The 17,025-nt window shown below is 69.6% G+C and carries 9 protein-coding genes and 1 pseudogene; 3 read left to right on the plus strand and 7 right to left on the minus strand.

Features of this window, described 5'->3' with window-relative positions; genetic code table 11:
• Positions 1-232: 232 nt before the first annotated feature.
• Positions 233-1,186, plus strand: a complete 954-nt coding sequence (locus ACFWWQ_RS08435; RefSeq protein ID WP_384592148.1) for a pirin family protein — start codon at positions 233-235, stop codon at positions 1,184-1,186.
• 224 nt (positions 1,187-1,410) lie between these two features.
• A complete protein-coding gene (locus ACFWWQ_RS08440) occupies positions 1,411-2,541 on the plus strand; it encodes an AI-2E family transporter (RefSeq protein ID WP_384592151.1) in 1,131 nt (376 codons plus the stop codon).
• Here the strand turns inward: ACFWWQ_RS08440 and ACFWWQ_RS08445 are convergent.
• Positions 2,466-4,197 (minus strand): annotated as a pseudogene (locus ACFWWQ_RS08445) (SpoIIE family protein phosphatase). The gene ACFWWQ_RS08440 and the pseudogene ACFWWQ_RS08445 sit on opposite strands and share 76 nt — an antisense overlap.
• A 264-nt stretch (positions 4,198-4,461) precedes the next feature.
• Here ACFWWQ_RS08445 and aspS point away from each other — a divergent pair.
• Complete coding sequence (gene aspS, locus ACFWWQ_RS08450) at positions 4,462-6,234, plus strand: aspartate--tRNA ligase (protein ID WP_384592153.1); 1,773 nt, start codon at positions 4,462-4,464, stop codon at positions 6,232-6,234.
• A gap of 81 nt (positions 6,235-6,315) precedes the next feature.
• Here aspS and metG read toward each other — a convergent pair whose 3' ends face one another.
• From metG to ACFWWQ_RS08480, 6 genes are all read right to left on the minus strand, one after another.
• Positions 6,316-8,046, minus strand: coding sequence for a methionine--tRNA ligase (metG, locus tag ACFWWQ_RS08455; RefSeq protein WP_384592156.1), 1,731 nt, complete (start codon positions 8,044-8,046; stop codon positions 6,316-6,318).
• A 144-nt stretch (positions 8,047-8,190) separates the two neighbouring features.
• Positions 8,191-9,648: a DHA2 family efflux MFS transporter permease subunit gene (locus ACFWWQ_RS08460; RefSeq protein WP_384592224.1), complete on the minus strand. Its 1,458-nt coding sequence runs from the start codon at positions 9,646-9,648 to the stop codon at positions 8,191-8,193.
• A gap of 874 nt (positions 9,649-10,522) precedes the next feature.
• On the minus strand, positions 10,523-10,882 hold the full coding sequence (locus ACFWWQ_RS08465; protein ID WP_384592159.1) for a hypothetical protein: 360 nt from the start codon (positions 10,880-10,882) through the stop codon (positions 10,523-10,525).
• Between the two features lie 11 nt (positions 10,883-10,893).
• On the minus strand, positions 10,894-15,927 hold the full coding sequence (locus tag ACFWWQ_RS08470; protein ID WP_384592162.1) for a putative T7SS-secreted protein: 5,034 nt from the start codon (positions 15,925-15,927) through the stop codon (positions 10,894-10,896).
• Positions 15,927-16,556 (minus strand): hypothetical protein, encoded by a 630-nt coding sequence (locus ACFWWQ_RS08475; protein WP_384592165.1) that lies wholly within the window; start codon positions 16,554-16,556, stop codon positions 15,927-15,929. The genes ACFWWQ_RS08470 and ACFWWQ_RS08475 overlap by 1 nt, the downstream gene beginning before the upstream one ends.
• A complete protein-coding gene (locus tag ACFWWQ_RS08480; RefSeq protein ID WP_384592168.1) occupies positions 16,553-16,951 on the minus strand; it encodes an SseB family protein in 399 nt (132 codons plus the stop codon). The genes ACFWWQ_RS08475 and ACFWWQ_RS08480 overlap by 4 nt, the downstream gene beginning before the upstream one ends.
• Between the last annotated feature and the right edge of the window lie 74 nt (positions 16,952-17,025).

Consider the following 17,025-nt stretch of genomic DNA (forward strand, 5'->3'; position numbering starts at 1 on the left):
CTCTGGTGTTGTGCTTGTTGTTTCCCAGGCGCGTCCGCATTTTTGTCCTCACCACCCCCCCCCCCCCCCCGCCCCGTGGCGCCCCCCCCCCGGCGGGGGCCGCCCCCTCCGGTGCGCCGTGGTGCCGGAAAATTCCGCGCCGGCCTGCGGTGATGCGACGGGGAATGCCGTACGCCTTGCAGGTTGTTCAGTATTCAACTAAGTTGACATACGAACGACCGAGGAGGCCGTCATGCCCGCAGTGACCGTTGAGAATCCGTTGACCCTGCCGCGTGTGGCGGCACCCGCCGAGGCGCGTCCCCGTCCCGTGCTGGCCGTCGCGACCGCGCCGAGCGGCTTCGAGGGCGAGGGCTTCCCGGTGCGCCGGGCGTTCGCCGGGATCGACTACAAGCACCTCGACCCGTTCATCATGATGGATCAGATGGGCGAGGTGGAGTACGCGCCCGGGGAGCCCAAGGGCACGCCCTGGCACCCGCACCGCGGCTTCGAGACCGTCACCTATCTGATCGACGGCACGTTCGTGCACCGCGACTCGCACGGTGGCGGCGGGGTCATCAACGGCGGCGACACCCAGTGGATGACCGCCGGGTCCGGGCTGCTGCACATCGAGGCGCCGCCGGAGTCGCTCGTCATGTCGGGCGGGCTCTTCCACGGCCTCCAGCTGTGGGTGAACCTCCCCAAGCGCGACAAGATGATGGCGCCGCGCTACCAGGACATCGACGGCGGCCAGGTCAAGCTGCTCACCTCCGCCGACGGCGGCGCGCTGCTGCGGCTGATCGCCGGTGACCTCGACGGCAACAAGGGTCCCGGCATCACGCACACGCCGATCAGCATGCTCCACATCTCGGTCAACCCGGGTGCGGAGGTGACCCTGCCGTGGCGGGCCGACTTCAACGCCCTCGCGTACGGGCTCGCCGGGCGCGGCTCGGCGGGCGCGGAAGGCCGTCCGTTCCGGACCGGGCAGGCGGTCGTCTTCGGCACCGGCGACTCGCTCACCATCCGGGCGGACGAGAGCCAGGAGACCCGCAGCCCGAACTTCGAGGTCGTGCTGCTGGGCGGGGAGCCGATCCGGGAGCCGATGATGCACTACGGCCCATTCGTGATGAACACCCACGCCGAACTGGCCCAGGCATTCGAGGACTTCCAGGCCGGACGGCTCGGGACCGTTCCCGCAGAGGAGAGCTGAGCGCGGTCCCCGCGGGGGCGGGCACGGACGTACCGCGCTTCCCGTTTCACGTGAAACGGGAAGCGCGGCGTGCCAGGTTTCACGTGAAACGGCTCGGCCCGTGTTTCACGTGAAACACGGGCCGAGCCCGGCGCCCTCGTACGGCCGTGCCGGGCCGGGGCGCCGGGCCCGCCACCTTCGTGCCACGGCGGACGGTCGCCCGGTGCACATGGTGGACTGTTCGGGTGCAAAACGACCTGAAGAGAGACCGGCCCCGCGGCGAGGCGCCGCTGCTTCCGATTGCCGCCCGCCGGACCGCCGCCTGGTGCGCGGTGGCGCTGCTGGTGGCGGGCGTGATCGCGGTCGGCGTCTGGCTCAGTATGGAGCTGAACGCCGCCGTCACCCCCGTCCTGCTGGCCCTGCTGGGCAGCGCGCTGCTCGGGCCGGTGTACCGGCGGATGGTGGCGATGAAGCTCAACCGCTCGCTGGCCGCCGGGCTGACCTGCGCCGTCCTGGTGATCGTGGTCGGCGGCGCTGGTTATGTCGTGGTGAGCGCGCTGGTCGACACCGGAGACCAGATCATCGCCTCGCTCAAGGAGGCGGCCAAGCAGCTCTCCCGGCACTTCGGTGCCGCCGGTACCTCCCTCGACGACCTCGCCACCAACGCCAAATCGCTGATCAGCAGGTTCGGCACCACCGCCGCCACGGGGCTGCTGGCGGGCGTCAGCGTCGTCGGCCAGTTCATCGCGGCGGCGGTCCTCGCGCTGCTGCTGACCTTCTTCTTCCTCCGCGACTCGGGCAAGGCGCTGGCCGCGTTGCGTGACTGGGCGCCCGGTGATTCCGCGCCGCAGCTGGAGGGGATGGCCCGCCGCGGCTTCCAGGCGGTCGAGGGCTTCATGCGCGGCACCACCCTCATCGCCCTGATCGACGCCACCTGCATCACCGTCGGACTGCTGGTCCTGGACGTCCCCAACGCCTTCGGACTGGGCGCGCTGGTCTTCGTCGGCGCCTACATCCCTTACCTCGGCGCCTTCATCTCGGGCGCCGTCGCGATCCTGGTGGCGCTCGCCGAGGGCGGCTTCGTCAAGGCGCTGTGGGCGTTCGGGCTGGTCCTCGCGGTGCAGGTGCTGGAGGGCCATGTCCTCCAGCCGATGATCCAGAGCCGTACCGTCCAGATGCACCCGGCGGTCGTCATGCTGGCGATCACGGCGGGTGCCGGGGTTGCGGGGATCCTCGGCATGTTGCTGGCCGTGCCGCTGACCGCCGCCGCCTTCGGCGCGCTCCACGAACTGCGCCGCCACTACGTCAGCTCGGCCACCGACTCCTCCGGGCCGGACGCCGCGGACCCGGAGGAGCCCGGCTCCGCGCCCGCGTAGCACGCCCCACCGGCGTCCGGCTCCGCCGGACCGTCGCCGCCCGCGTCCTCGTAGATCTCGAACCATGTCGACTTGCCGTCGCCGCGCGGTTCCACACCCCACGCCCCGGCCAGCAGCTCCATCAGCACCAGGCCGCGGCCCGAGGACGCCAGCTCGCCGGGGCTGCGGCGGTGTGGCAGCTCGTCGCTGGCGTCGGTCACCTCGACCCGCATCCGGCGGCGGCCGGCCGGGCCCGACAATGCGATGACCAGCAGCGCGTCCCCGTCGGTGTGTGTCAGCACATTGGTGACGACCTCGGAGACGAGCAGCACCGCGGCGTCCACCTGTTCCGGGTCGGCCCAGTCGTGCAGCACGTCGCGGATCTGCGCGCGGGCCTCGGCGATCCGTTCCGGCTCGACCTGGGCGACGGTCAGCACCGTGCGCCGCACCGGGCGTACCGCCGGGCCGCCCGCGCCCACCCGGCACGCGGCGGCGTCCCGGGACAGCAGCAGCATCGCGATGTCGTCCTCCCGCCGGTCCACCAGCGGCCCGGTCATGTGGTGCGAGGGCGGGCCGTGGACGGCCTGCACCAGCGCGTCCGCCAGCCGCTCCAGGCCCCCGTCGGCCACCCCGTCCGGATGGGATGCGACGACGTCGTGCAGCCGGGCCCAGCCGGTCTCCAGGTCGTGTCCGCCGGTCTCGATGAGCCCGTCCGTGCAGACCAGCATCGTCTCGCCGGGCTCCAGGACCAGCCGGGTGGTGGGGTAGTCGGTGTCCGGCGCGATGCCCAGCGGCAGCCCGCCCGCCGTGGCGCGGACCAGCATGCTGCCGTCGGCGGTGCGGATCGCCGGTTCGGGGTGCCCGGCCCGGGCGATGTCCAGCAGTCCGGTCGCCGGGTCGACCTCGATGTAGAGGCAGGTGGCGAAGCGGCAGGAACGCCCACGAGGTGCGCGCGAAGCGGGCGGCGAGCGGCCAGGCGGTGGGGTAGCGGGCGCGGTACGCCTCGGGCGTCGGCAGGTAGATGGCCCGCCCGGTCCGGACGACCTCGGCCGCCGGGTAGTCGGTGTCCGTCGTCATATCGGTGAACGGCCGCTCGTCGCCGGTCGGCTGGCCGTGGTGGCCGATGACGGTGAGGCGCCCGCCGACGATGCCGAAGACGGCGAGGCCGTCGGGTATGAACCCCGGCATCGACAGCCCGGCCGCCACCCGCAGCACCTCCGCGGTGGACCGTGCCTCCGCCAGCGCCCGCCCGGCGTCCAGCAGGAACGCCTCGCGCGAGCGCCGCCAGTCGCCGGTGACGGGGGTGCGTACGGCGGTGGCGTCGGGCTGTGGGCCGGGCACCTCCTGGAGCGTGCCGAGCAGGGTGAAGGCGCCCTCGCACCGCAGCGGGCGGAAGCGGGAGCGGACGGTGCGCAGCACCCGGCCGTCGGCGTCGACGATGCGCAGCCGGGACTCGGCGGGGCTCCGCTCGGCGGCGGCGAGCCGCACCACGCCGTTGATCTCGGCGAAGTCGACCGGGTGGAAACGGGACCGCACGGTCGCCTCGGAGAGTTCCACGGTCCGCGCCGGGAGCCCGAGCAGCCGGGCGGCCTCGGCGTCGAGCCGGACCCGTCCCGAGGCGTCGTCCCAGCGCCACAGGCCGGTCGCGAGGGCGGCCAGAAGATCCTTCGTGCGCATTGCCTCACTTTAAGTTGATTCCTCCGGGCGCCACCAACGCGGTGGGCCGCTACGGGCGGGCCCGCGCCCCGCGCCCGGCCCCGTACCGCCACCCCCGGCCCGGTGTCACGTATATGCCAACCCAGCCCCCAGCGCCGGGACGGTAACCTGGAGCGGTTATCACATACCCGGGGCGGTCCTCCACGGACGGCAGCGGTTCGGCCACGGACGGGCAGCGTCCGTGTGCGGCCTCCCCACCTCGACTCGCGACGACTTGGATGAGCGATGCATCGGTACCGGTCCCACACCTGCGGCGAGCTTCGGGCCGCGGACGTCGACACGGACGTCCGCCTCAGCGGCTGGCTGCACAATCGACGTGACCTGGGCGGCATCCTCTTCATCGATCTGCGCGACCACTACGGCCTGGTGCAGCTCGTCGCCCGTCCCGGCACCCCCGCCAACGAGACGCTCTCCTCGCTGACCAAGGAGACCGTCGTCCGCATCGACGGCAAGGTCAGCGCCCGCGGCGCGGACAACGTCAACCCCGACCTGCCGACCGGCGAGATCGAGATCGAGGTCTCCGAGGTCGAGGTGCTGGGCGCCGCCGAGCAGATCCCGTTCACCATCAACGCCGAGGACGGAGTCAACGAGGAGAAGCGCCTGGAGTACCGCTTCCTCGACTTGCGCCGCGAGCGGATGCACCGCAACATCCTGCTGCGCACCGCCGTCATCTCCGCCATCCGGCACAAGATGACCGCGCTCGGCTTCAACGAGATGGCTACCCCGATCCTCTCGGCCACCTCCCCCGAGGGCGCCCGCGACTTCCTCGTCCCCTCGCGGCTGCACGCCGGGAAGTTCTACGCGCTGCCGCAGGCGCCGCAGCAGTTCAAGCAGCTGCTGATGATCGCCGGGTTCGACCGCTACTTCCAGATCGCGCCCTGCTTCCGCGACGAGGACGCCCGCGCCGACCGCTCGCCGGGCGAGTTCTACCAGCTCGACGTCGAGATGAGCTTCGTCGAGCAGGAGGACGTCTTCCAGCCGATCGAGCAGCTCATGACCGAGCTGTTCACCGAGTTCGGCACCGGCCGCACGGTCACCTCGCCGTTCCCGCGCATCCCGTTCCGCGAGTCGATGCTGAAGTACGGCTCCGACAAGCCGGACCTCCGCGCCGAGCTGGAGCTGGTGGACGTCTCGGACGTCTTCGCCGGTTCCGGTTTCAAGGCGTTCGCCGGCAAGCACGTCCGCGCGCTGGCCGTGCCGGACACCGCGGGCCAGTCGCGGAAGTTCTTCGACCAGATGGGCGACTTCGCCGTCCAGCAGGGCGCAAAGGGCCTGGCCTGGATCCGCGTCGGCGACGGCAACGAGCTGACCGGCCCGATCGCCAAGTTCCTCACCGACGAGGACACCAAGGAGCTCGTCGAGGCCCTGGGCCTGGCACCCGGCCACGCCGTCTTCTTCGGCGCCGGTGAGTTCGGCGAGGTCTCCAAGATCATGGGCGCGGTCCGCGTCGAGGCGGCCAAGCGCACCGGTCACTTCGTCGAGGACGAGTTCCGCTTCTGCTGGATCGTCGACTTCCCGATGTTCGAGAAGGACGAGGACACCGGCAAGATCGAGTTCTCCCACAACCCGTTCTCCATGCCCCAGGGCGGCCTGGAAGCGCTGGAGACCAAGGACCCGCTGGACATCCTGGCGTGGCAGTACGACATCGTCTGCAACGGCACCGAGCTGTCCTCCGGCGCGATCCGTAACCACGAGCCGGACGTCATGTACAAGGCGTTCGCCCTCGCCGGTTACGACAAGGAGACCGTCGAGGCGGAGTTCGGCGGCATGCTCCGCGCCTTCAAGTTCGGCGCCCCGCCGCACGGCGGCATCGCCCCGGGCGTCGACCGCATCGTGATGCTGCTGGCCGACGAGCCCAACATCCGCGAGACCATCGCCTTCCCGCTCAACGGCAACGCCCAGGACCTCCTCATGGGCGCGCCCAGCGAGGTCGAGGAGGCGCGCCTGAAGGAGCTGCACCTCAGCATCCGCAAGCCGCAGGTGAAGACCCAGGGCTGACCCAGGCACCGCATACGGCGAAGCCCCCGCGACCTTTCCGAAAGGTCGCGGGGGCTTCGCCGCACGTGGGGCCCGTCGTGGCTACGCGTCGTCACCGCTGCCGAAGCGCGCGCGGTACGCCTCCAGGTCGTCCTCGGTGATCTTCGCGAAGAGGACCGGCGGCACCGTGAACGGCGTACCGGCCGGGACGAACGCCAGCGCCGCGGCCTCCTCGCCGGTGACCCACGCCGCGGTGTCGTCCGCCAGCGCGAACGCGCCGCGCATGGCCTTCGCCGACGCCGGGATGAACGGCTCGGAGACCACCGCGTAGAGGTGGATGAGGTTCATCGCAGTGCGCAGTGTCAGCGCCGCGGCGTCCTTGTCGGTCTTGATCTCCAGCCAGGGGGCCTTCTCCTCCAGGTAGGAGTTGCCCGCGCTCCACAGGGCGCGCAGCGACGCCGTGGCCTTGCGGAACTGCAGCGCCTCCATGTGGGCCTCGTGCTCCGCGAGCAGCCGCGCGATCTCCTCGCCCAGCTTCCGCTCGGCCTCGCCCGCCTCGGCACCGGCCGGGACCTCGTCGCCGAACCGCTTGCGGGAGAACGACAGCACGCGGTTGACGAAGTTGCCGAGGGTGTCGGCGAGGTCCTTGTTGACGGAGGAGGAGAACAGCTCCCAGGTGAAGGAGGTGTCGTCGGACTCCGGCGCGTGGGCCATCAGGAAGTAGCGCCAGTAGTCGGCGGGCAGCAGCTCCAGCGCGGCGTCGGTGAAGATGCCGCGCTGCTGGGAGGTGGAGAACTTCCCGCCGTAGTAGTTGAGCCAGTTGAACGCCTTGAGGAAGTCGACCTTCTTCCACGGCTCACGGGTGCCCAGCTGGGTGGCCGGGAACATCACGGAGTGGAACGGGACGTTGTCCTTGGCCATGAACTCCGTGTAATGCACGTCGTCCGCCTCGTACCACCACGACTTCCAGTCGCGGCTCTCCGGAGCTGTGTCCCGCGCAGCGTCCGCCCACTCCTTCGTCGACCCGATGTACTCGATCGGCGCGTCGAACCAGACGTAGAAGACCTTGCCCTCGGCGGCCAGCTCGGGCCAGACGTCGGCGGGGACGGGGACGCCCCAGTCGAGGTCGCGGGTGATGGCGCGGTCCTGGAGGCCCTCGGTCAGCCACTTGTGGGCGATGGAGGAGGCGAGCGTCGGCCACTCCTTGCTGCCGTTGCCGGCCAGCCAGCCCTCGACCTCGTGCTGGAGCTTCGACTGGAGGAGGAAGAGGTGCTTGGTCTCGCGGACCTCCAGGTCACCGCTGCCGCTGATCGCCGAGCGGGCGTCGATCAGGTCGGTCGGGTCGAGCACCCGGGTGCAGTTCTCGCACTGGTCGCCGCGGGCCTTGTCGTAGCCGCAGTGCGGGCAGGTGCCGACGATGTAGCGGTCGGGCAGGAACCGCTCGTCGGTGTTGGAGTACACCTGGCGGATCGCCCGCTCCTCGATGAAGCCGTTCTCGTGGAGCTTGCGCGCGAAGTGCTGCGTCAGCTCGACGTTCTGCTGCGAGGAACTGCGGCCGAAGTGGTCGAATTCCAGACCGAAGCCGTCGTAGATCGCCTTCTGCTTGTCGTGCTGCTCGGCGCAGAACGCGTCCACCGACTGCCCCGCGGCCTTCGCGGCCAGCTCCGCCGGGGTGCCGTGCTCGTCCGTCGCACAGATGTAGAGGACGTTGTGCCCGCGCTTGCGCAGATAGCGCGCGTACACATCGGCCGGGAGCATGGACCCCACCATGTTGCCCAGGTGCTTGATCCCGTTGATGTACGGAAGGGCGCTGGTGATGAGGTGTCGAGCCATTGCCGGCTGCTCCCAAGTCGCTACGGTGAGTGAGGAATTGCTTTACGGAACGTCAATATCGTACTGGACCGGGCGCCGCCAATTCGCAGGCATTTCCGCCGGCAATGCGGCGGGCGAGGGGCGTACCCGGGGCTCCGTCCCTGCTCAGCGCGTGGTGCCCGTGCGCGTGGTGTCCGTCGTGGTGGCGGCGTCGGGGCCGGGCGCCGGGCGGTGCCGCGGGGCCCGGGCCGTGACCAGTAGGCCCGCGACGAAGGCGGCCAGCAGCATCACCGTCGCGGAGACGCCGATCGCGACGGTGAAGCCGTGCACCACCCCGTCCTTGACGAGGGCGGCGTGCACCGTGGGCGTCAGCTGTCCGGCCCGCGCCGCGGCCGCCAGCCGGTCCGCGACATAGACCGCCCCGGTCGACGTCGCGATGGTGTTCAGCAGCGCCGTCCCGATCGAACCGCCCACCTGCTGCGCCGTGTTGACGGTCGCCGACGTGACCCCGGCGTCCCGCGCCGCGACCCCGGAGGTGGCGGTGGCCATCACCGGCATGAAGATCAGGCCCATGCCCAGCCCGACGAGGAGTTCGGCGGGCAGTACGTGCGAGACGTACGGGGAGCGCGCGGTCAGGAACGTCAGCAGATACAGCCCGCCCGCCGCCAGCAGCGCCCCGGGCACCATCAGCAGCCGCGGCGGGAGGTGGTGCAGCAGCCGCGCCGATATCTGCGTCGAGCCGACGATGATCGCGGTGGTCATCGGCAGAAACGCCATTCCGGCCTTCACCGGCGAATAGCCGCGCACGGCCTGGAAGTAATAGGTCAGGAAAAGGAACATGCCGAACAGCGCGATGGTGGCCAGCGCCATCGTCAGAAACGCGCCGCCGCGGTTGCGGTCCCGCACGATGTGCAGCGGCAGCAGCGGATGGCGGGCCCGGGTCTGCCGCACCGCGAACGCCGCGAGCAGCGCGACGCCCCCGCACAGCAGCCCCAGCACCAGCGCATCGCCCCAGCCCCGCGGCCGCGCCTCGCTGCACCCGTAGACGATCGCGACGAGCCCGCCGCAGCCCAGCAGCACACCGGGGATGTCGAGGCGGGCGCCGCCCCGCTCCGGGCGGTCGTGCAGGAACATCGCGGCGCCGAGGAACGCCAGCGCCGCGATCGGCACGTTCACGTACAGGCACCAGCGCCAGTCCAGATACTCGGTCAGCAGCCCGCCCACGATCAGCCCGATCGCCGCCCCGCCACCCGCGATGGCCCCGTAGATCCCGAACGCCCTGCCGCGCTCCTTCCCCTCCGTGAACGTCGTCGTCAGCAACGACAGCGCCGACGGCGCCAGCACCGCCCCGAACGCCCCCTGCAACGCCCGCGCCCCGAACAGCAACCCCGGCCCGCTCGCGGCACCCCCGAGCCCCGACGCCACCGCGAACCCCACCAGCCCCACCATGAACGTCGTCTTCCGCCCGACGAGATCCGCGATCCGCCCGCCCAACAGCAACAACCCACCGAACGCGAGCGTGTACGCGGTGATCACCCACTGCCGGTCCGCATCCGAAATCCCCAGCTCCCGCTGCGCCGACGGCAGGGCGATGTTCACGATCGTGGCGTCGAGAACGACCATGAGCTGGGCGAGCGCGATGGTGACCAGGGCCCAGCGGCGGCGGGGGGCGGGGCGGGCGCCCTTGGGCTGCCCCGCCTGCGGCCGGGCCTTCCGCACCGGCGGCCCGCTTCCTGGCTCCGCCCGCCCGGTCCCCGCGCCGGGCACCCCGGCCCGCTCCGCCCGCGGCCCGTCCGCGGTGGCCTCCCTGTGTCCCCCTTGGCCGTCTCCGCTCATCACCGACCTGCTTCCACCGGCCGTCGCCCCGGAGCGCCCGCTCCATCGAGGGACATCTTGGGGCAACTGGATCAGTTCACTCACTCAGCGTAGGAGGGGCGGGGTGGGGGCGCCTGGTGGGGGGCATCGGCTGGCAGGGGGGCGGTGCCAGGCGGCGCGTATTCAGCGTCCCGCAGTTGCGGGGGCTGTATCCGTTGTCCCGTCGGGATCCGTTGTCCCGTCGGGCTGCAACCACGGAACGAAGAATCCCTCGCACGGCGTCCCGGGGTCGACTGTCAGCCACCAACCCATCTCCGCGAGAAACTCACCGAGGGTGTCCAGACGAGTGCTCTGGAACACCACATCGGGGCGGGGAACGGGCAGCATCCCTTCCGTCACCACGGTCAGACACCACTGCCCAATCGTCGGATTACACCAAGGCTGGACGGCTCACCGGTCCCAGTCTCCGCGGGATCGGGCTTCGTGGAGGCCCTGTTCGACGTCGGTTGCCGGGCGCCACGATGCTTCCCTCACGGCTTCTCTGCTTTCTTTGCAGTCATGCGAGAACTGCGATATTTGTGATTTCTTGCCGATGCTGTGGGGTGACTCAAAGGAGCGAGTTTTCGAAAATTGAAAACTCGACTTGCGCTCTCTTGCGGTGCATATGTGCGGAGGATTTATATCAGCATGATTCGATCCTCGACTTCTCTTCCATGTATCGATCGATGGCCCAGGACTCTCCATCCATGAGACTTTCCCAGAACCCCAGCGGGGCCCAGGACGGGGGACGCATGGAGACTCTGCCGTGCGTATCGATGAACACCTGCCAGACATGAGGGATGTGGTGGTCTGTTACCTCGAAGAGGCGTGCATCGAAGAGTGCGGGAAGTCGATTCGGGAGGCTTTCGATGCGGAGATTATTACGCCCATCTGCCCTGGCATGGAATTCTAGTACCACATACTCGGCTCCTGTTTTCAAGGATCTCGTTCCCTGGGTTACTTCCGTGCCGTGGTGGGCGTTTCCTGTGAAGCGGACCTTCATTTTTGCTTTCCTTAAAATTTTGCTTTGTAGTCGAACAGTATGATCTGGCCTGTTTTGTAATTTCTGTAGAAGTGTACCTCGAAATCACCTTGAGGTCCGGCGTGGCGCTCCGTGGTGTACTTTGCCCAGTCTGAAATATCTCCACCGTTTTCTTGGAACATTCCTGGGGAGCCTTTCTCTCCCACCAGATGGGGGTTTCCTATATCTCCGCCTTCGATGATTATTTCTGAGTTATGGAGGGCTTCTTGTGTCAGGAATCCATCCTCGGTGAACGGGGAGTTCGCGGATTCGCGGCGTAGTTTGTCTGCGAGATTTTTTCCTTCCATGGATCCGGAGTTTATGTTGCCGAACTCGTCTTTCCCTGATGTCGCCTGTTTGTGTAGCGAAGGGCGTTGGGGTTTGGGCTGGCATGCGGAAAGCCCCGTAGGGTCGGTTTGTGCATGGGGATTGTAGACGTAGGTTTCTGGGTTAGGCGATGGGGTCAGGCCCAGTGGATCGGAGGAGAGGTAGCGGCAAATGTGGGGGTCGTAGTAGCGGTGCAGGTTGTAGTGCAGTTGCGTCTCTAGATCAAAGTATTGCCCCAAGAAGCGTAGTGGTGTATGCGCTGATGCGTTGCTGTTCCAGGCGGTTATTCCCCAAACGGTTTTCCGCGCTATCCAAGAGATTTCTCCTGAGCTGGAAGCCAGCATGATTGGCGTGCCGACAGGGTCAGTGCCTATCGCGAAGAATCGTTGGGTAGTGGCGGGGCGGTCGTTTTCTGACGCGATAGATTCATTGTGTTTTTTCTCGAATTGAGTTATAGGGGAGTAGTTTTTTCCATTGTCCCAGGTGAGGGTGACGTATTCGGCGTGTTTATTGATCTGCGTGGATTGCTCCGCGAGTACGAGGCTGTCCCAGGAGAAGTGCACCTTCTCGGTGGCGATCCCGTGCTCCTGGGATAGGCGCTGCTTCGCCACCCGCCGCCCGAACGGGTCGTACAAATACCGCCACGTCTCCCCCTCCGGCGTTACCACCGACGTCAGGCGGTCCTCCGTGTTCCACGTGAAACGCCAGGTGTCCGGCTTGCGGGAGAGGCGGGTTTTTTGGCGGAGGGTGACGCGGCCGAGGGCGTCGTGTTCGTAGCGGTAGGCGCCGGCGCGGGTGATGCGGGTGCCGTTGTAGGTGCGGTCGCCTCGGGCCGTGGGGTTGGGGTGCTGGTCGGGCCAGGTGGCGTGGGTCTGGTTGCCGGACTCGTCGTAGGCGTAGGTCTCGGTCCAGTGGGTGGCGTGGACGGCGGTGACGCGGCCCGCGCGGTCGAGGTCGAAGGTGCGGCGGCCGGAGTGGGAGTCGTCGAGGACGATGAGGTGGCCGTCGGCGCGGTAGGTGTAGGCGCGGTGGTGGAGGAGAGTGGCGGCGGGGCTGTTCTCCGTGCCGGGTGCGCCGCCCGTTCCGGGTATGCCGCCCGCGCCGGGTACGCCATCTATGCCGGGCACGTCATTCATCCCGGGCACGCCGTCTGTCTCCGGAGTTCCGCCCGTGCCGGGCACCCCACCCATGCGGGGGCCCCCGCCGGGCCGGCCTGCGTCGAACGGGCTGCCCGGGGCTCCCGCTCCCGGTGAGCCCGAGCTGCCCCGGGGTCCCGGAACGCCGGGCACCGCTTGGGTCGGCGCGGGCTTCTGCGTCCGCAGCAGCGACTGCCCCGTCAGCCGCCCCGTCGCGTCCCACGTCGAGTCCAGCCGCAGTCGGTCGCCGATGGTGCGGGTCCGCTCGTTGCCTGCTGCATCGTGGGTGAAGGTGAGGAGGTTGCCGCCGGTGGTGAGGGTGGTGCGGTGGCCGGCGGCGTCGTAGGTGTAGGTGCTGGTGTGGCCGGAGGGGGTGGTGCGGGAGGTGCGGCGGCCCAGGGCGTCGTAGGCGAACGTCATGGTGCGGCCGTTGACCGTTTCGGCGGTGACGCGGCTGAGGGTGTCGCGGGCGTAGGTGACCGTGGCGTCGGGGTTGGCGGCCTGGAGGAGGGCGCCGGACGGGGAGTGGGCGTAGGTGGTGACGAGCCCGGCGGCGTCCTTGGCGGTGACGCGGCCCATGGTGTCGCGGGTGTAGGTCGTCACCTCGCCCAACGTGTTGGTGCGGGTGGCAAGTTGACCGGCCGCGTCGTGGGTGTAGGTCAGGACGCGGTCGTCGAAGTCCGTCTCGGAGAGCAGACGGCCGGCGGCGTCGTAGGCGTATTTCCAGGTCAGGCCCTGGGGGTTGGTGACCTGGGTGAGGCGGAGTTCGGTGTCGTGGGTGAACTCGTGGCGGACGCCGTCGGGGTCGGTGCGGGCCACCAGCAGGTCGAAGTGGCCGTACGCGAGGCGGGTGGTGCGGCCCACCGCGTCCGTGTGGGAGGTGCGGTTGCCCTCGCCGTCGTAGGTCCAGGTCTCGGTGGCGCCGGTGGGGTCGGTGCGGGCGGCGAGTTTGCCCTCGACGGTCCAGGTGAGACGGGTTGTCGCGCCGAGCGGGTCGGTGACGGAGACGACGCGGCCGAAGGCGTCGCGGACGTAATGGGTGCTTGCGCCGAGTGGGTCGGTGACGCGGAGCGGGAGGCCCGCCGGATCGCATTCGAGGCGGGTGGTGTGGCCGAGGGCGTCGGTGACGGCGGTGAGGTGGCCCCTGCCGTCGTGGGCGTAGGTGGTGGTGGCGCCCGTCGGGTCGGTGGAGAAGGTGCGGTTTCCGGCGGCGTCGTAGGTGTGGGTCCAGGTGGTGCCGTCCGGGCCGGTGGTGCGTGTGGGGTGCCCCTCGGCATCGAAGTCGGTGGTGGAGGTGGTGCCGTCGGGGAGAGTGAGGCGGGTGGGGCGGCCCTCGTCGTCGTAGTCGATGCGGGTGGTGCGGTCGAGCGGGTCGGTGACGGCGAGGACGCGGTGGTGCGCGTCGCGGACCGTGCGGGTGGTGGCGCCGGTCGGGTCGGTCTCCGCGACGATCTGGTGCCGGTCGTTGACCTGGTACGTCGTGATCCGGTCGTGGGAGTTGCGGAGGGTGTTGATCCGCAGGCCGGTGGCCGGGTCCGCATCGCCCCAGGTGAAGTGGGCGTGCAGATGGCCGTCGACGCCGCTCTGCCAGGTGCAGCGGTCCCGGTCGTCGTAGCGGTACGCGTAGCTGCTGCCGTTGGTGTCCGTCCAGGACGTGATGCGGCCCGCGTCGTCGTAGCCGAAGCGGAGCGGGAGTCCAGAGGATTGGGTGACGGTGGTGAGGTTTCCGGCGTCGTCGTAGCCGTAGCGGACGAGGAGCTGGTCGCCGCCGTCGGGGGCGCCGCCGGCCAGGTGGAGGGCGGTGACGCGGTCGCCTTCGGTGGTGAACAGGAGGCGGTATCCGGCGCTGTGGGTGAGGGCGGTGGGGGTGCCGTCCTCGTCGTGGTCGAAGGTGTGGTGGTGGCCCCGGCGGTCGGATATCTCGTCGAGGACGGCGAGATCCTCGGTGTACGAGGTGAAGTACCAGCGCATGCCGGTGGATGGTTCGGTGAGGACGTAGTCGCCGTCCGGGGTGCGCTCCAGGGGGCGCTGCGGGCCCTCGGCGGGAAGGGTGGGGACGCCGACGGCCGGGTGCGGGTAGGTGGCGAGGTTGCCCTCCTCGCCGATGAGGATGACGCCCTCGGCGTCGATCTCCAGCCGCTGGTCGAGGGTGCTCATCCAGGTGGGGCCGAACCAGCGGCCGGTGCGGTACGACGATTCGAAGGTGCGGGTGAAGGCGAGGGGGTGGCTGCCGGGCAGATGGATGTCGGTCTGCGGCAGGACCATCCGGCCGGTGGCCATGTCGATGGGGTCGTTGCCGAGGGTCTTGCACCAGGCGATGCGGGCGCGGTCGCGGAGGGTGAGTTTGCCGCCGTCCCGGGCGGCGGTGCGTGCCGCGCTGCGGGCCGCGTCGCGCGCGCCGGACCTGAGCAGCCCCTTGCCGACGGCGCCGACGCCCTTGCCGCCGACGAGATTGCCGAGGAAGGCGCCGCCCGCCTCGTAGGGGTCGCTGCCCCAGCCTTCGCCGAGCATCCCCTTGGCCAGTCGCCCGGGGTGGGCGGCGCTGCTCGCCAGCCCCAGCAGGGTGGTGGTCGTGTTGTTCAGGAAGCGAATGGGGTTGCTGAGGTTGTAGGGGTCGATCGGGTTGATCGTCCGGGCGAGGTTCACGGTCTCGGCCCCGGCCTTGATGAGGCCGCCGGCGGCGTGCATCAGGTTCATCCCGCCGCCGACGACCCCGTCGGCGGTGTTGAGCGCGGTCCGCTCGGTGAACTTCGGGGTCTGCGGGGCGTGCTCCAGCGCCGCGGCGAGCGCGTGGCGGGCGCGCTCGGCCGCTTCGTTGCGCTGGCTGCGGGCCTCCTTGAGCAGGTGTCGGGCGGCGGCGCGGCCCTCCTCGCCAGGGTCGGTGAACTCGCCGGGTTCCTGCGGCGCGTCGCCGGTCGCCGCCCCGTCGGCCCGGGCGGCGTGGTACGCGTCGACCTTGCTGTTGTACGCCTCGATCTTGCGGTGGTACGCGTCGTACGCCTTCTCGCTGTCGTCCTGGGCGCGGCGGTGGCGGGCGATGGCCGACCGGGCCTGGCGCTGGGCCCAGGTGACGGTTTCGGCGTACGCGTCGAGGGCCTTGCCGGCCGCCTCGCAGGCGTCCGCGGCGTGCAGCCATGACTTCGGGTGGGTGTCGAACTCCTCCCGGAAACGGTCGGCGGCCTTGCCCTTCCAGGCGCCCGCGTCGAGTTTCCGCAGGCCCTGGCCGACGCGCTCGAAGGCGGCGAAGAAGTCCTTGAGGTGCGAGACGGTCTCGTTGATCTTGGCTGGATCGCCGTGGATCAGTTCCTTCGGGTCGTCGGTCTCGCCGAGCTGCCGTTCCGCGACCTGGGCGCCGAGGACGTCGGCGACGTCGTCGCCGGCCGAGCGGACGGCGTGCGCGGCGCCGTCCGCGCCGACGGCGTGAAGGGCGTCGGCGGTCTTGTCGGTGGCGTACTCGACGGTTTCCCCGGCCGCCTCCTTCACCCCGTCGAAGGTTTTTCCGGCCGTGTCCGCCGCGGAGTCGATGCCGTGCTTGAGTGCGTCGAGCGCGTCGCCAATGCCCATCAGCGCTTCTCCCCGTCGGCTTCGGCGTCGTTCCGGTCGCCCGGTTCGGCACCGGAGGCCCCGGGCATCATGCGCAGCGCCCAGTTGTGGTCGGCGTCCCCGGCCCAGGTGGAGGTCCGGAAGTCCTCGGCGGTGCGGTTCAGGGCCTGGTACCCCTCCAGATACGTCTCCATGGATGCGGCGGAGCCGGGGTCCCAATTGGCGTGCTGGAACTGGGTGTAGGGATTCTCGTCCAGTACGCCGTCCCAGGAGGTGTCCCGGAGCTGCTCGGTGCTCTTGGTCGGGTCGCCCATGGCGGCATTGACGCCGACCTTCAGCGTCGTGGAAACGTACTGTTCCTGTTCGTGGTAGATACCGGCGGAGAGGTCGAGGCGGCGGGCGAATTCGTTGGCCTCGTGGATGAGGCTGCGTATGCCCCAGCCCCAGCGTTCGCAGAACGTGTCGAATGTCGCGGCCACCGCGGGGTCTCCGCATTCCAGTCCGGAGAGCGCCAATGTGTCGAATCCGTGGCCGAGTTGGGCGTCGGTGTCGAACCCCAATTCCTTCAGCTCGGATATCGCGCCATTGATTCCCTTGGTGATCTGGCGGAGGGTTGCCGGGTCGACCTCGTAGCCGTCGGCGGGGCTCATGCGGCACCGCCGGTGGTGTCGGCGCGGTCGACGGCGACGGCGTCCGGGACGATGCCGGTCATCGGCGGGAAGAGCATGCCCAGCTCGCTGCCGGCGTTCAGCGCCACGCCCGCCGGGCTGCCGATGGCGGGGATGACGACATCCAGCAGCCGGGCGCCGACGGCGGTCACATGGTCCGGGGCGTCGTCGGAGGAGATGCCTCGGTGGGTGAGGAACCGTGACAGGTTCTCTTCGTCGGAGAAGGCGAAGATCCAGCGGATTCCGTCGGATTCCGTCGTCATCAGGTTGTCGCCGCTGAGGGGGATCAGTACCGGCGTGCGCCGGAATTCCCCTATGAGTGCTGCCGGATTGCCCTGGCCGTCGTGTATGCGCGATATCTCCGAAAGCAAGGACATGCCGCCCCCCATTGTGTGTTTCCTTCCCCTTCGCTGTGGGCGCCCCCCGGGTCGCCGAAGACACCCTGTCATGG

Origin of the sequence: Streptomyces sp. NPDC059080 (assembly GCF_042739975.1) — a bacterium.
Taxonomy (GTDB): Bacteria; Actinomycetota; Actinomycetes; order Streptomycetales; family Streptomycetaceae; genus Streptomyces; species Streptomyces benahoarensis.

Coding starts and splice junctions, on each gene's coding strand:
- ACFWWQ_RS08435 (WP_384592148.1), top strand. CDS start 233: ATGCCCGCAGTGACCGTTGAGAATCCGTTGACCCTGCCGCGTGTGGCG.
- aspS (WP_384592153.1), top strand. CDS start 4,462: ATGCATCGGTACCGGTCCCACACCTGCGGCGAGCTTCGGGCCGCGGAC.
- metG (WP_384592156.1), bottom strand. CDS start 8,046: ATGGCTCGACACCTCATCACCAGCGCCCTTCCGTACATCAACGGGATC.
- ACFWWQ_RS08460 (WP_384592224.1), bottom strand. CDS start 9,648: ATGGTCGTTCTCGACGCCACGATCGTGAACATCGCCCTGCCGTCGGCG.
- ACFWWQ_RS08465 (WP_384592159.1), bottom strand. CDS start 10,882: ATGAAGGTCCGCTTCACAGGAAACGCCCACCACGGCACGGAAGTAACC.
- ACFWWQ_RS08470 (WP_384592162.1), bottom strand. CDS start 15,927: ATGGGCATTGGCGACGCGCTCGACGCACTCAAGCACGGCATCGACTCC.
- ACFWWQ_RS08475 (WP_384592165.1), bottom strand. CDS start 16,556: ATGAGCCCCGCCGACGGCTACGAGGTCGACCCGGCAACCCTCCGCCAG.
- ACFWWQ_RS08480 (WP_384592168.1), bottom strand. CDS start 16,951: ATGTCCTTGCTTTCGGAGATATCGCGCATACACGACGGCCAGGGCAAT.